Annotated in this window: 14 protein-coding genes; 7 read left to right on the top strand and 7 right to left on the bottom strand. The window is 56.2% G+C overall.

Annotated elements, in window-relative coordinates; all coding sequences use genetic code 11:
• Position 1: 1 nt before the first annotated feature.
• Positions 2-385: an ectoine synthase gene (locus ACFIO0_RS07660; protein WP_390914758.1), complete on the top strand. Its 384-nt coding sequence runs from the start codon at positions 2-4 to the stop codon at positions 383-385.
• Positions 386-436: 51 nt separating this feature from the next.
• Here ACFIO0_RS07660 and ACFIO0_RS07655 read toward each other — a convergent pair whose 3' ends face one another.
• The 5 genes from ACFIO0_RS07655 to ACFIO0_RS07635 form a co-directional block, all read right to left on the bottom strand.
• A complete protein-coding gene (locus ACFIO0_RS07655) occupies positions 437-1,741 on the bottom strand; it encodes a branched-chain amino acid ABC transporter permease (protein WP_390914757.1) in 1,305 nt (434 codons plus the stop codon).
• On the bottom strand, positions 1,738-2,748 hold the full coding sequence (locus ACFIO0_RS07650) for a branched-chain amino acid ABC transporter permease (RefSeq protein ID WP_390914756.1): 1,011 nt from the start codon (positions 2,746-2,748) through the stop codon (positions 1,738-1,740). Before ACFIO0_RS07650 ends, ACFIO0_RS07655 begins: the two co-directional genes overlap by 4 nt.
• A 390-nt stretch (positions 2,749-3,138) precedes the next feature.
• Positions 3,139-3,852, bottom strand: a complete 714-nt coding sequence (locus tag ACFIO0_RS07645; RefSeq protein WP_390914755.1) for an ATP-binding cassette domain-containing protein — start codon at positions 3,850-3,852, stop codon at positions 3,139-3,141.
• Between the two features lie 51 nt (positions 3,853-3,903).
• On the bottom strand, positions 3,904-4,686 hold the full coding sequence (locus ACFIO0_RS07640) for an ATP-binding cassette domain-containing protein (protein ID WP_390915302.1): 783 nt from the start codon (positions 4,684-4,686) through the stop codon (positions 3,904-3,906).
• Between the two features lie 117 nt (positions 4,687-4,803).
• Positions 4,804-6,003, bottom strand: coding sequence for an ABC transporter substrate-binding protein (locus ACFIO0_RS07635; protein WP_390914754.1), 1,200 nt, complete (start codon positions 6,001-6,003; stop codon positions 4,804-4,806).
• Positions 6,004-6,159: 156 nt separating this feature from the next.
• Here ACFIO0_RS07635 and ACFIO0_RS07630 point away from each other — a divergent pair, with 156 nt between their 5' ends.
• Entirely contained in the window at positions 6,160-7,260 is a 1,101-nt protein-coding gene (locus tag ACFIO0_RS07630) for a PQQ-dependent sugar dehydrogenase (protein ID WP_390914753.1), read from the top strand.
• 13 nt (positions 7,261-7,273) lie between these two features.
• Here ACFIO0_RS07630 and ACFIO0_RS07625 read toward each other — a convergent pair whose 3' ends face one another.
• Positions 7,274-8,311, bottom strand: a complete 1,038-nt coding sequence (locus tag ACFIO0_RS07625) for a helix-turn-helix domain-containing protein (protein ID WP_390914752.1) — start codon at positions 8,309-8,311, stop codon at positions 7,274-7,276.
• A gap of 232 nt (positions 8,312-8,543) precedes the next feature.
• Between ACFIO0_RS07625 and ACFIO0_RS07620 the strand changes: the two genes are divergently transcribed.
• A complete protein-coding gene (locus ACFIO0_RS07620) occupies positions 8,544-9,911 on the top strand; it encodes a class II 3-deoxy-7-phosphoheptulonate synthase (protein ID WP_390914751.1) in 1,368 nt (455 codons plus the stop codon).
• 107 nt (positions 9,912-10,018) lie between these two features.
• Here the strand turns inward: ACFIO0_RS07620 and ACFIO0_RS07615 are convergent, their stop codons facing one another.
• The gene (locus ACFIO0_RS07615) at positions 10,019-10,699 is read right to left on the bottom strand and encodes a PAS domain-containing protein (RefSeq protein WP_390914750.1); all 681 of its coding nucleotides are present in this window, start codon (positions 10,697-10,699) and stop codon (positions 10,019-10,021) included.
• Between the two features lie 265 nt (positions 10,700-10,964).
• On the opposite strand from ACFIO0_RS07615, the gene ACFIO0_RS07610 reads away from it, so the two are divergent.
• From ACFIO0_RS07610 to ACFIO0_RS07595, 4 genes are read left to right on the top strand one after another with little or no spacing between them, the layout of a single operon-like run.
• On the top strand, positions 10,965-11,855 hold the full coding sequence (locus ACFIO0_RS07610; protein ID WP_390914749.1) for a YicC/YloC family endoribonuclease: 891 nt from the start codon (positions 10,965-10,967) through the stop codon (positions 11,853-11,855).
• Between the two features lie 6 nt (positions 11,856-11,861).
• Complete coding sequence (gmk, locus tag ACFIO0_RS07605; RefSeq protein WP_390914748.1) at positions 11,862-12,506, top strand: guanylate kinase; 645 nt, start codon at positions 11,862-11,864, stop codon at positions 12,504-12,506.
• Positions 12,503-13,027 carry a DapH/DapD/GlmU-related protein gene (locus ACFIO0_RS07600; protein ID WP_390914747.1) on the top strand — a complete coding sequence of 175 codons (525 nt, stop codon included), beginning with the start codon at positions 12,503-12,505 and terminating at the stop codon, positions 13,025-13,027. The genes gmk and ACFIO0_RS07600 overlap by 4 nt, the downstream gene beginning before the upstream one ends.
• Entirely contained in the window at positions 13,028-14,212 is a 1,185-nt protein-coding gene (locus ACFIO0_RS07595) for an aminotransferase class I/II-fold pyridoxal phosphate-dependent enzyme (protein ID WP_390914746.1), read from the top strand.

Genomic DNA, 14,212 nt, shown 5'->3' with positions numbered 1-14,212 from the left:
CATGATTATTCAACGCAAATCAGACCTGCAAGGCGGGCCGCGTGATGCCTCTGGTCCGGGGTGGCGCAGTCTGCGGATGCTGACCAAAACCGAACGCATGGGCTTTTCTCTGAACGAGACATGGATCACGGCCGGTGCGTCGATGACGCTGGAATACAAACACCACCTTGAGGCGTGCTACTGCATTTCAGGGCGCGGGGTTGTCACGGATTTGGCGACGGGTGCGGATCACGTGATCGAGGCCGGCACCCTGTACGCGCTGGATCAAAACGACCGCCACACGCTGCGTGTTATGGGCGATGAAGACATGCTGTTGATCTCTGTCTTTAATCCGGCCCTCACTGGTGATGAGGTCCACGGAGCAGACGGCAGCTATTCTGCGTAACCCAAGCAGACAGTGAAAAACGGCGCCTCCTTGCGGGGCGCCGATTTGGGTTTACTTCTCAGGGATCAAGCCCCGCGGACTGAACCTGAGCACCAGCAGCAGAACCAGCCCCATCGTCAGCAACCGCATGTGTGCTGTGCTATCGAGCAAATGTTCCTTCAGGCCGCTGCCATCGGGCATGAAATAAGTCACGTAATACATCAGCGCGTTGCCCATCGGTTCAACCATGACCCACAGCCACCAGATCAGGAAACCACCCAAAACCGCGCCCAGATTGTTGCCGGACCCGCCAACAATCACCATCACCCAGATCAGAAAGGTAAAGCGCAGCGGTTGGTACGTGCCCGGTGTCAACTGACCGTCCAGCGTGGTCATCATCGCGCCCGCAATCCCACACACTGCACTGCCCAAAACAAAGACTTGCAGGTGACGGGAGGTGACGTGTTTGCCCATCGCTTCGGCTGCGAATTCATTGTCGCGAATGGCGCGCATCATGCGACCCCACGGGCTGTGCAAGGCGCGTTGTGCAAGGATAAACAGCACGATCAACACAACACTGAACAGGCCCGCGTAGATCATTTTGACCCACAAGGTTGATGCGGTGACGGGATCAAGACCAAAGCTGGCTGCGGTTTCGACAAAGCCTGCATCGTTTTGCAAATCGATCTCGTAGGGGGCAGGGCGCGGCAGGCCAACCACGTTTTTCACGCCGCGTGCCATCCAGTCTTCGTTTTTCATCACGGCAATGATGATTTCAGAAATGCCCAGCGTCGCGATTGCCAGATAATCCGAACGCAAACCAAGGGCCGTTTTACCGATCATCCAAGCCACCGCAGCCGCGAGCAATCCGCCAACAGGCCACGCAACAACAACAGGCAGGTTCAGACCGCCCAAATACCCGAGAAACGCGGGATCGACCGCTTCGATACGCGCAACCGCTGGATCAAACACTGAACGATAGACAAAGAACCCAACGACCAGCAGTGCAAAAATAGCCAAGCCGCGCATGCGTCCTGCCTGCATTTTTGCATACAAAACCACCGCGGCAACAACCGTCGCAGCGCCCATCAGCAAACCGCCCATGACACCGACGCCACCCGCGCTCCAAGCGCCGGGCGTTGCCGGCATCGACACAAGAACAGTGGCCAAACCACCAAGGGCGACAAACCCCATGATGCCGACGTTAAACAATCCGGCAAAGCCCCACTGCAGGTTCACACCCAGCGACATGACCGCGCTGATGAGCCCGAAATTCAGGACAAACAAAGCAGTGTTCCAGCTGTACAGAAACCCCGTCGAAATGATCAGTAAACCGACCAGTACAAAATACAGGATATTGCGATTTGTATCCGTCATACCGATTTCCCCGCGAACAGACCTGTTGGGCGGAACAACAGGACGATGATTAGAATAACGAAGCTGACCGCGAATTTATAATCGGTGGACAGCAACTGCACGAGACTGTCTGGTGCCCAAGCTTCGGGCACCACGTAGGTTGCGACTTTTTTCCACGCGTAGGTGATCATCACCTCGGAAAACGCGATGACAAAACCCCCGGCGATTGCGCCCACAGGGCTGCCAAGACCGCCGACAATTGCTGATGCGAACACCGGCAAAAGCAGTTGCAAGTAGATGAACGGTTTGAACGATTTATCGAGGCCATAAAGCGTGCCTGCGATGGTCGCCAAGGCCGCCACAATCAGCCATGTGATCATCACGACCTTCTCAGGGTTGATGCCCGACAGCAGCGCCAGATCTTCGTTGTCCGAATAGGCGCGCATGGACTTTCCGGTGCGGGTGCGGTTCAAAAACCAGAACAACGCGATCACCACAATGATGGCCGTTACGATGGTAATGCCTTGGGTTGTCTTGAACGCGAGTCCTTCTTTTAGGCCCGTCAACGCCTTGAATTCGCGTACAGAAATGATGAACCGTTCGCCGTCTGCAAACCGCTGGTCATTTGGCCCGATGATGAACCGCACAAGGCCATTCATGATGAACATGACGCCCAAGCTGACGATCACCAGGATCACCGGCTTGGCCTTTTGTTCGCGGTAGAACTTGTACACCACACGGTCGGTGAACAGGACCAACGCCATACAGCCAAGGATACCAAAGGGCAGGGCGAGCAGCGCAGTCGGAAGCGGGCCCAACGATATGCCCCACGACTGGAACAACCACGTAAACAGGATCGTGACCATCGCCCCAAACGCCATGGTATCCCCATGCGCAAAGTTCGAGAAGCGCAAGATGCCGTAGATCAGCGTCACCCCAAGGGCACCGAGGGCCAATTGCGCCCCGTAAGCGGTTGCAGGGATAAAGACGAAGTTTGCAAAGGCCACAAGGGCGTTTAGGAAGTCCATTATGATTTACCTTCAAAGAAAGTACATTTTCCGTGCCATTGCGAAACAGCAAATTCGCCAAGAATAGTGGTATGTCTGGAATGGACTGCTTGTCCGTTGTTCGAAATAGTCGTTGATTGGATTGAACCCGTTGTCAGCGGCTCAACAAACGATAGAGCACTATCCCCACTTATCGGAATTACCTTTATAAGATTGAGATTGCCTTGCACGAACGCATTTCCGGTGTCTTCTATGAAGAAAGTGAACGACATTTCTTTACCTAGACAGCCTGTATCTTGAGAACACTCTGTATCGAATTTGCAGACAAACGAGGAAGTTTGCGCTGACGCCAAGATTGGTGAAAGGAGTAGAAGCAGAATAAGTGGAAAGGTTCGTAAAGTATTCATCTCCTCATCCCCCCAAAAACGATTTGCGCACTTCGGGATCGGCCAGCAATTCCTTGCCCGTCCCGGTAAACGCATTGCGTCCCTGCACCAGAACATAACCTTTGTCGGCAATCTCCAGCGCTTGTCGGGCGTTTTGTTCGACCATCAAAATCGGGATGCCTGTGCGGGCAACCTCAATAATACGGTCAAACAGCTCGTCCATTACGATGGGTGACACACCCGCCGTCGGTTCATCCAGCATCAAAACCTTGGGCTGGGTCATCAACGCACGCCCCACTGCCACTTGCTGACGCTGCCCGCCAGACAGTTCACCCGCCGCCTGATTGCGCTTTTCTTTCAGGATCGGGAACAAATCGTAAATCTGCGCCATTGTGTCGGAAATATCATCGCGCCGAATAAACGCACCCATCTCAAGGTTCTCCTCAACCGTCATCGACGTAAAGATATTCGAGGTCTGCGGCACAAAGCCCATGCCCTTCACAACACGGTCCTGCGGCGAAAGCGTGGTGATATCCTCACCATCCAAACGCACCGCACCGGACCGCACATCCAGCATGCCAAAAACAGCCTTCATCGCAGTTGATTTACCAGCCCCATTCGGGCCAACAATCACAGCAATCTCGCCTTTGTTCACCGCAATCGTGCAGTCATGCAAGATATCAGGACCCGCGCCATAGCCACCGGTCATCGTGTCGCCAATCAGAAACGGTTCACTCATATCGCGCCCCAGTTTGTTCTGATCCAAAATACTCAAATTCAAAGGCCCACATCACGCGCCCACCTGTTCTTTGTTCTTGAGACCCGTGCCCAAATAGGCCTCGATCACTTGTTCGTTGGCTTTGATTTCGTCCAAGGTGCCTTCGGCCAAAACCTTGCCCTCAGCCATACAAATCACCGGATCACAAATGCGGCCGATGAAATCCATGTCGTGTTCAATAACAACAAACGTGTAATCACGCTCTTGGTTCAGACGCAGGATCGCATCGCCAATGGTGTTCAGCAGGGTGCGGTTCACGCCCGCGCCAACTTCGTCCAGGAACACGATCTTGGCATCCACCATCATGGTGCGACCCAGTTCCAGCAGCTTTTTCTGACCGCCCGACACTTGGCCAGCTTTGTGATCGGCAAGGTGTTCGACCGTCAGGAACTCCAGAACCTCATCTGCCTTAGCAGCCAAGGCGCGTTCTTCATCCGCGATGCGTTTGCGACCGAACCACGTGTTCCACAGTGTTTCACCCGATTGACCACCGGGAACCATCATCAGGTTCTCGCGGCACGTCATCGAGCTAAACTCGTGTGCGATCTGGAAGGTGCGCAGCAGTCCCTTGTGAAACAACTCATGCGGGGGCAGGCCGGTGATATCCTCACCTGCCATCGTCACGGATCCTGACGTGGGAGGCAGGACTCCGGCGATCACGTTAAACAATGTGGTTTTTCCGGCCCCGTTTGGACCAATCAGCCCTGTAATCGACCGCTCAGCGATAGACAGGCTTGCGCCATCGACAGCTTTAAAGCCGCCAAAGCTTTTGTGAACGTCCTTAACGACGATCATCAGCAATTCCCCCGATTGTATGCTGCTTTGCGCAGCTTGCCGCATTAACTGCGGGACGTATCTCATTGAAACAGCCCAAGGTTTCCCTCGGGCTGTTCAAATTTTTAGACGTAAACCTTAGCGGTACTTAACCGTTGTGGTTGCGCCATCTTTGACGACGATCTGACGGTAGTTGCCCGCAGACTCGCCGGAACCGATCAATTCAACCGCTGTCGCGCCTTCATAGTCGATGTCGCCGCCATCACGCAGGATTTGCAGGCCTTTGGCCAATTCACCCGGCAAGATTTTTTCGCCCGGTGCGTTCGCAACGTCCATGATTTTCAGCTTGTAGTCAGCGCTGTCTTTGGAATCTGCGGCTTGCATGGCCAGCATGATCAAAGCGGCGGCGTCATAGGCTTCTGGTGTGAACGGGGATGTTGCATCAAATGCACCGTTTACCAATTCTACGAATTTGCCAGCGCCGTCGCTGTCTGTGCCCGGGTGCTGACCTGTGGAGCCGTCGATTTCGGATCCAAAGTTCTCGTCCAATTTGGCCGAGATCATGCCGTCTGGAAAGTGGAACGTGTCAAACGCGCCAGAATCCAGTGCGGCGCGAACGATGCCGGAACCACCTTGGTCAACGTAGCCTGCAACAACCAAACGTTCGCCACCAGCAGATGCCAATGCGCCGACTTCAGCAGAATAATCTGCTTTGCCGTCTTCGTGCGCGGCCGAGATTGTGACTGTGCCGCCAGCAGCTTCAAATGCCGCTTGGAAGGCATCTGCCAAACCCTTGCCGTAGTCGTTGTTTGTGTAGGTCACAGCAACGGACTTCAGGCCTTCTTCCATCAGCACTTCGGTCATCACAACACCTTGGCGGGCGTCGGATGGGGCCGTGCGGAAGAACAAGCCTTCGTCTTCGTTGTTGGCGTGTGACAGGCCAGGGGATGTGGCGGATGGTGACACCATAACCACGCCGTTTGCGACTGCCACGTTGGACAGGATCGCGCCAGTTACACCAGAGCAGTCAGCGCCCATGATGCCGTCGATTTTTTCGGCCGTTACAAGACGTTCAGCAGCTGCTGTTGCAGCACCGGCGTCGACGCATGTTGAATCCGCACGCACCGAAATCACGTTTGCCGCGTCCAGCAACAGGCCGCTGTCTGTGACTTCTTTCATCGCCAATTCGGCGCCGTCTGCCATGCTGGGTGTCAGCGATTCAATCGGACCGGTAAAGCCCAGGATTACGCCGATTTTGACCTCTTTGCCGTGGCCGCCCGCAAATGCAGTGCCTGCCATCAGAGCTGTGGCCGCTGTGGCTGTAAGTAGTTTTTTCATGATAGTTCTCCCTTATCGGATCTTATGTCCTGACGGGCAGACTACGGCGGAGCAGAATAAAAGAAAAGTGGAATAAATCGGGGTTTGTTGGTCGTTTGTCCTCTGGTTTGAACCAAAACATGCACTATTTCCTTATTGAACCCACGGGAGCAGAACATGTTCAAACAAATCGCCTTGATAATTGCCGCGACGGGAATCGCATCCCAAACGGTTGCCATGGAAACATCGCTCGGCAAATTTCAGGTCGCACCGATCGTCCAAGACCTTGATACGCCGTGGGGTTTTGCCGAGTTGCCCAACGGTGATATCCTGATCACACTGCGCGACGGCGCGCTGATCCTGGTGACGTCAAATCAACGGATCGAGGTGCAAAATGTGCCAGCTGTTGCAACGGACGGGCAGGGTGGTTTGCTCGACATCACTTTGGCGCGCGATTTTGCCCACACCCGCGCGCTGTTTTTGACCTACGCCAAAGAACAGCCTCAAGGCAGCGGCACCACACTGGCCCGCGCCCGGCTTAGCGATGATGGATCAACGCTAGAGAACGTCGTTGACCTGTTCGAAAGCGCGCCGGTTGGGGAAACAGGGCGCCATTTCGGATCACGAGTGGTCGAGGCGTTGGACGGCACGTTGTTTGTGACACTTGGTGATCGCGGCAATCGTCCGTCGGCCCAAGATCGCAGCAATCACAACGGATCAATCGTGCGCATCAACCGCGACGGGTCGGTTCCGGCAGACAACCCGTTTTTGGGCGTAACTGGCGTAGCACCTGAGATCTATTCATTTGGCCACCGTAATCCGCAAGGTGCCGGGTTGGATGCCGCGGGCACGCTGTGGACTGCGGAACACGGTGCCAAGGGCGGCGACGAGGTGAACCAGATCGTCAAAGGCGCGAATTACGGCTGGCCGGTGATCAGCTACGGCGTGCATTATTCTGGCGGCAAAATCGGCGAGGGCACGGCAAAAGATGGCATGCTACAACCGCTGCATTATTGGGATCCGTCCATCGCGCCCTCTGGGTTGCTGGTCTACACGGGGCAGATGTTTCCGGAATGGCAGGGCGACATTCTGGTCGGTAGCCTCAAGTTTGATCTGATCAGCAGGCTAACGCCCACGGACGGCGCTGTGCGCGAAGTTGAACGTTTGCAGTCCGAACACACCAACCGCGTGCGCGATATTCAACAAGCTGCGGATGGTTCCATTTGGTTTCTGAGTGCCGGTGACGGCGTTCTGTACCGGATTAGCCGTGCGCCCTAGATCGACAGGCGATCTAAATTGACAGGCGTCCTGCATGCGATCCCCGTTCGCGGTAGGGTGTCGTGTCGTAATGCGCGCGGTAGCATTTCGAAAAATGCGACGGCGAGGCAAAACCGCAGGCAAGGGCCACGTTGATCACGCTCATATCCGTTTGCATCAGCAGGTTGCGCGCTTTTTGCAGGCGCAATTCCATGTAATAACGTTTGGGCGAACGGTTCAGGTAGCGGCGAAACAACCGTTCAAGCTGGCGCGTGGACATGCCCACATCTTTGGCCAAAATCGAAGGGCTGATCGGCTCTTCGATGTTGCCTTCCATGATCTGGATGACCTGTGACAGCTTTGGATGGCGCACACCGATACGGGTGGGTACAGACAATCGCTGGGTGTCTTGATCCGTGCGGATAGACGAATAAATCAGCTGGTCAGCAACAGAATTCGCCAGCTCTTCGCCCTGATGGTCGGCAATCAGTTTCAGCATCAAATCGATCGACGACGTGCCACCGGCCGTGGTCATGCGGGTGCCATCAACCGTAAATACGGATTTTGTCAGTTCGACCTCAAGAAATTCCTCGGCAAAGCTGTCCTGATTTTCCCAGTGGATCGTCGCCTTTTTACCATCCAGCAATCCGGCCTTAGCCAGCGTGTAGGCGGCCGTACACAGACCTGCCATCGTCACGCCTTTGCGGGCCTCGCGGCGCAGCCAGTTCAGCAACCGTTTGGTGGTCGACGACTGAACATCGATGCCGCCACAGATCATGACGGTGTCATCGCGCGTCAATTCATCCAGATCACCGTCCAGCTTGAACCAAGCGCCGGCAGAGCATTGCACGAATTCGCCGCCCTCGCCAATCACCCGCCATTCATAGACCGGGCTTGCGGCCATACGGTTGGCAATGCGCAGGCTTTCTAAAGCAGCCGAAAAGCACAGCAATGTGAAGTTATCGAGCAGCACAAACACAAAGCGCTTGGGCTTGTCTTGTGACGTTTTGGCGCCGGTTTGGGGTGTACCCGAAGATCTGCCTGAACCGAACGGCGTGCGCGGATTTGACATCGCGGCTTTTCCTGTATCGAGGAGCCAGTCAACAAAAGGCTCAGCGTGGCTGCCGTCAAGGCAGAATAAGTGACCTTGGTCATGCTCTCTGCCTTGCGTCAAGAGCACTTAAAAGAGATATGGTACCTTGGGGCGCAGTTTTATATAGTGCATCCCTCATGGCGACCGAACCTGTGGTCGAATACATGATCTATCATCGGGCCCAACCCCGGGCCAAAAACGGAGAAGACAGATGAGCAATTGGAACAAATCGGATTGGCGCAAGAAACCGCGGATTCAGATGCCCGATTATACCGACGCGGCCTCTTTGGCGGCAGTTGAAGCCCAGCTGAGCACCTATCCGTTGTTGGTTTTTGCAGGCGAAGCCCGTCGTTTAAAGGCGCATCTGGCCGCTGCATCGCGCGGCGAGGCGTTTTTGTTGCAAGGCGGCGATTGCGCCGAAAGCTTTGACCAGTTCGATTCAGACGGCATTCGCGACACCTTCAAAGTGATGCTGCAAATGGCGATGGTGCTGACATACGGTGCCAAAGTACCGGTGATCAAAGTGGGTCGTATGGCGGGGCAATTCGCCAAACCACGCAGTGCCGACACTGAAACCATCGATGGGGTGGAATTGCCCAGCTACCGCGGTGACATCATCAACGAACTGGCCTTCACCCCCGAAGCCCGCATTCCGAATCCAAAGAAAATGCTGCGCGCCTACACCCAGGCCGCTGCAACGTTGAACTTGTTGCGCGCGTTTTCGACCGGTGGCTTTGCCGACATGAACCGCGTGCACTCGTGGACCTTGGGCTTTAGCGATCAATACGAAGTCGAAAAGTACCAGCAGATCGCAGATCGTATCCAGGACACGATGGATTTCATGAACGCCGCTGGCATCACCAGTGAAACGACGCATGAATTCTCGACCGTAGAATTCTACACCAGCCATGAATCGCTGCTGTTGGAATACGAAGAGGCGCTGACACGCGTTGATTCGACCACCGGCAAGTGGTTGGCCGGATCTGCGCACATGATCTGGATCGGCGATCGCACCCGTCAGCCAGACGGTGCGCATGTTGAATTCGCCCGTGGGGTTCAAAACCCGATTGGTCTGAAATGTGGTCCGACGACCACTGCGGATGACCTCAAGGTGTTGATGGAAAAATTGAATCCTGAAAACGAAGCAGGGCGCCTCACGCTGATCAACCGCTTTGGCGCGGGCAACGTGGGCGAACACATGCCGCGTTTGATCAAGGCCGTAAAAGAAGAGGGCGCAAACGTGCTTTGGACCTGTGATCCGATGCACGGCAACACGATCAAATCGTCTTCGGGCTATAAAACCCGTCCGTTTGAATCAGTGTTGCGCGAAGTGCGTGATTTCTTTGCGATCCATGATGCCGAGGGCACGATCCCTGGTGGCGTGCATTTCGAGATGACCGGGCAAGACGTAACCGAATGCACCGGTGGTGTACGGGCCGTCAGCGACGAAGACCTGTCAGATCGCTACCACACGGCTTGCGACCCACGCTTGAACGCCAGCCAATCGCTGGAATTGGCGTTTCTAGTGGCCGAGGAATTGTCAGGCCGCCGCAGCGCGCAGCACGTCAAAGCGGGCTAGGCTGACCTAACACATCAACGAAAAAGGGCGCTTGCGGTAAACAAGCGCCCTTTTTTATGGGATGATTTCTGGGCCGTCACCCAAAACGGGCAGGCAACGCGCTCGGATCAATCGTCGTTTTTGACCAGTCGCAAATACGGAACATCAGCGCGCGACGTCCGCTGCGGCGTGCTTGATTTGGCACGTGGCTTAAACAGTGCGGCGTCTTCGGCAAGGCCTGCAATCTGATTGCCCAGTTTTTCGGCCTCGACCACATGCACGGGTTTTGGGGTCGTTGCTGGCGCTTCGATGGCGCGCATCGTTGTTTTGGCAATTTCGAACCGGCGCGGTTTTCGCCCCATGTCACCTTTGGACACCAGACAGCCCAGCACGCGGCTGACGTCACCCAAATCGCTTTTGAGCGGCAACAACAGCATCCGTGCCTCAAGGTCAGGTTTTCCAAAACCGGATTCGCCGATCAGTTCCAGTTCGCAAATCGCGGGGCGCTGGAACACGTCTTCCAGAGTGTCGCCAAGCGCACGTCGACCAGAGGGCGCGATGAACGAGGTCAGTGGCATGCCGCGCACTTCCATCCCCATCAAATCACCCAAGTGGCTGCCCGCAATGCGCAACCGCGCCATGCCCGGCGCAATACGTTCCAAAACAAAGCTGTATTCCAGTGCCATTTCGATGCCGCGCGGATCAATTTCCGACCGTTTAGGCAACAGCCGATTGCCACGCAGACCTTCCCAATAGGATTCGACCTGCGCAATGGCTCCGTAGCCGCTGTCTGCTCTGAAATCGTTCATGGCCAAGATGTTCCGATCAATTGGGTTGTCCATACGCGGTCTCTCACCTCCTTATGCCATAAAAATTCTATCAACTCAGGACTTATTGGTTGATGAGGGCTTAATAGCGTGAAGATGCCGAAAATTGTGCATAATCTTAACAAATGGTTAACAGTTGCGGGACGTCACATGGCTGATTTCGGAAGGTGCGCGGCGGGCCTAGGGGGTTGCCCCACCTGCGCGAATGGCCGTAATGCAAAGCATCCACTTTGTTAGGGTGCTCAATATGATCAAATCGATGACCGGCTTTGCCTCGGCCACAGGCGCGCATGATGTTTACAGTTGGAGCTGGGAATTGCGCAGCGTCAACGGCAAGGGTTTGGATCTGCGCCTGCGGGTGCCCGACTGGATCGACGGGCTTGAGGTCGATCTGCGCAAATCACTGGCAGCAGTGGCCGCGCGCGGCAATGTCACGCTGTCGTTGCGGGTGATGCGCGAAGACAGCACCGGACAGCTCAGCGTGAACACCGACATGCTGGCATCGATTCTGACGGCCATGGCCGAGATCGAGGAACACGCGATGGATCGCGGCGTGTCTTTGGCCCCGTCCAAAGCATCTGACATCGCAGCGATGCGCGGCGTTCTGGATCAAACAACCGCTGACCAAGACACCAAACCGCTGGCCGCCGCCCTGATCGCGCAATCCGCAACGGTCATCCAATCCTTTGACCAAATGCGCCAAAGCGAGGGTGCCGCGCTGGACGCTGTCATGCATGCGCAATTGTCTGAGATCGAAACACTGACCGCCGAGGCCGCCACCATCGCGCTGGCCCGTCTGCCTGAAGTCACCGCAAACCTGCGCCGCAATATCGCCAACGTGATGGACAACGTCGACGGTGTGGACGAACAACGCATCGCCCAAGAGCTTGCCTTGCTGGCGGTGAAATCCGACGTGACCGAAGAAATCGACCGCCTTGGGGCCCATGTCACCGCGGCCCGCGATTTGCTGGCGGCGGGGGGGGCTGTGGGTCGTAAGCTGGATTTCTTGATGCAAGAATTCAACCGCGAGGCCAACACCTTGTGTTCCAAAGCACAAAACACCGATCTGACGCGCGTCGGCCTGGCGCTGAAGGCGCTGATCGACCAGATGCGCGAACAGGTCCAGAATGTGGAGTAACCGGAAATGAGTATCGATCGTCGTGGTTTGTTGATCATCCTGTCTTCGCCTTCGGGTGCGGGCAAAAGTACGCTGGCCAAACGATTGCGAACGTGGGATCCCGAGCTGAGCTTTTCCGTGTCCGCGACCACCCGCAACCCGCGCGTCGGGGAAATCGACGGCAAAGATTACCATTTCACCGAAGAAGCCGATTTCAAATCGATGGTGTCGAGCGGCGAAATGCTGGAGCACGCCCACGTCTTTGGCAATTTCTACGGCTCCCCCAAAGGGCCGGTGCAAAAAACCATCGATCGGGGCCGCGACGTGCTGTTTGACATCGACTGGCAAGGCGCGCAGCAAATCACCAACTCGGCCTTGGGTCCGCACACTTTGTCGATTTTCCTGCTGCCGCCTTCGATCACTGAACTGCGTCGCCGTCTGGAAAACCGTGGTCAGGATGATCCGGAAACCATTGCGCGCCGGATGGAGAAAAGCTGGGATGAAATCAGCCACTGGGGCGGTTACGATTTTGTGCTGGTGAACGACGATCTTGATCGAACCGAAGAGCAGCTGAAGACGATCATCAGTGCCACGCGCCTGCGCCGCAGCCAGCAACCGCATTTGACCGATCACGTGCGCGCCCTGCAAACTCAATTCGAGGACACACCATGACCATTTACGCCCTTGGCGATGACACGCCGCAAATGCACGCCGACACATGGGTCGCACCGGACGCCAACCTGATTGGCAAAGTTGTACTAGAGGCGGGTGCCTCGGTTTGGTTCGGGGCCACGATCCGCGCTGATCACGAAGAAATCCGCATCGGGGCTGGGTCAAACGTGCAGGAAAACTGCGTGATGCACATCGACAAAGGCTATCCTTTGCGCATCGGCACCAACTGCACCATCGGCCACAAAGTCATGCTGCACGGCTGTACCATTGGCGACAATTCCTTGATCGGGATGGGTGCGACCATTCTGAACGGTGCCAGGATCGGCAAGAATTGTTTGATCGGGGCAGGGGCGTTGATCACCGAAGGCAAGGAAGTTCCGGACGGGTCGTTGGTCATGGGCGCACCGGGCAAAGTCGTGCGTCAATTGGATGACCAAGCCATCAAAATGCTCGAGGGCTCAGCCTTGCACTACCAAGATAACATGCGCCGTTTCCGCGATCAGATGAAAGTTGTTGGCTAAATGAAGAACGAAAAACCATCCATCATGCGCCCTGTGCCGCTGCCCGCCAGCGCCAGCCGCCCGGTTGTGACACCGTTGTCGATGTCTGTGGTCTACGCCTCGGACACGCCCGACATGCTGGATCAGCAATACGATGGCGATCTGCAGGGCTACACCTACTCGCGCGAGGGCCACCCGAACGCAGATGTCCTTGGCGGCTTGATCGACAAGCTGGAAGACGCGCCATTTCCGGGCGTTGTGACCTCTAGCGGCATGGCGGCTGTGTCCGCGGTTTTGCTGGGCTTGACCAAGGCGGGTGACCACGTGATTGGCGGCAACCAGTTGTACGGTCGGTCCCTGCGCCTGATGTCCGAAGATTTGCCGCGCCTTGGCATCACCACTTCGATGGTTGACCCCTGTGATGTGGCGGCTGTGCGCGCCGCGATCCGCCCTGAAACCACGATGATTTTGGTCGAGGTCGTGTCGAACCCGACCCTGCGTGTGGCCGACATCACAGGCCTTGCCGCCCTTGCCAAAGAAACCGGCGTCTTGCTGGTCGTCGACAACACATTCACCACGCCGCGCGCGTTCAAAGCGTTCGATGCCGGCGCTGACATTGTGATCCATTCGATCACCAAACTGCTGGCGGGCCATTCGGACGTGATGCTGGGCTATGTTGCTGCAAATACCCAGGAACTGGCCGACCGGATGCGGGTGTTCTGCGTCACCACAGGCATGTCGCCCAGCCCGTTTGATTGCTGGTTGGCAGAGCGTGGCTTGCTATCGTTCGAGCTGCGTTTTGATCGTGCCCAGAGCACTGCAGCGACGCTGGCCGATCATTTGGCGGGACTGGATGGCGTCAAACGTGTGCTGTACCCATCCCGTGATGACCACCCCGATCACGCCCGTGCAGCCGCCCTGTTGAACGGACAGTTCTGCAACATGGTCAGCTTTGAAATGGTGGGCGGGCGCAAGTCTGCAAACGCCTTTACCCGCGCCGCTGAGGGGCTGAATTTCGCGCCAACCTTGGGCGACGTCGGCACGACCATTTCGCACCCTGCGTCATCATCGCACCGCGCCCTAACCGAGGCAAAACGCGCCGAGCTTGGCATGAGCGAAGGGTTCTTTCGCATCTCGGTTGGCCTGGAAGACCCCAAAACGCTGTGTGATGTTTTCACGGCGGCAGTCGCTGCCAGCCAAGGATAA

Origin of the sequence: Pseudosulfitobacter sp. SM2401, from assembly GCF_042932805.1 — a bacterium.
Classification (GTDB): Bacteria; Pseudomonadota; Alphaproteobacteria; order Rhodobacterales; family Rhodobacteraceae; genus Ascidiaceihabitans.
The sequence above is the reverse complement of the archived record's forward strand: the minus strand, read 5'-3'. Positions and strand labels throughout refer to the sequence as shown.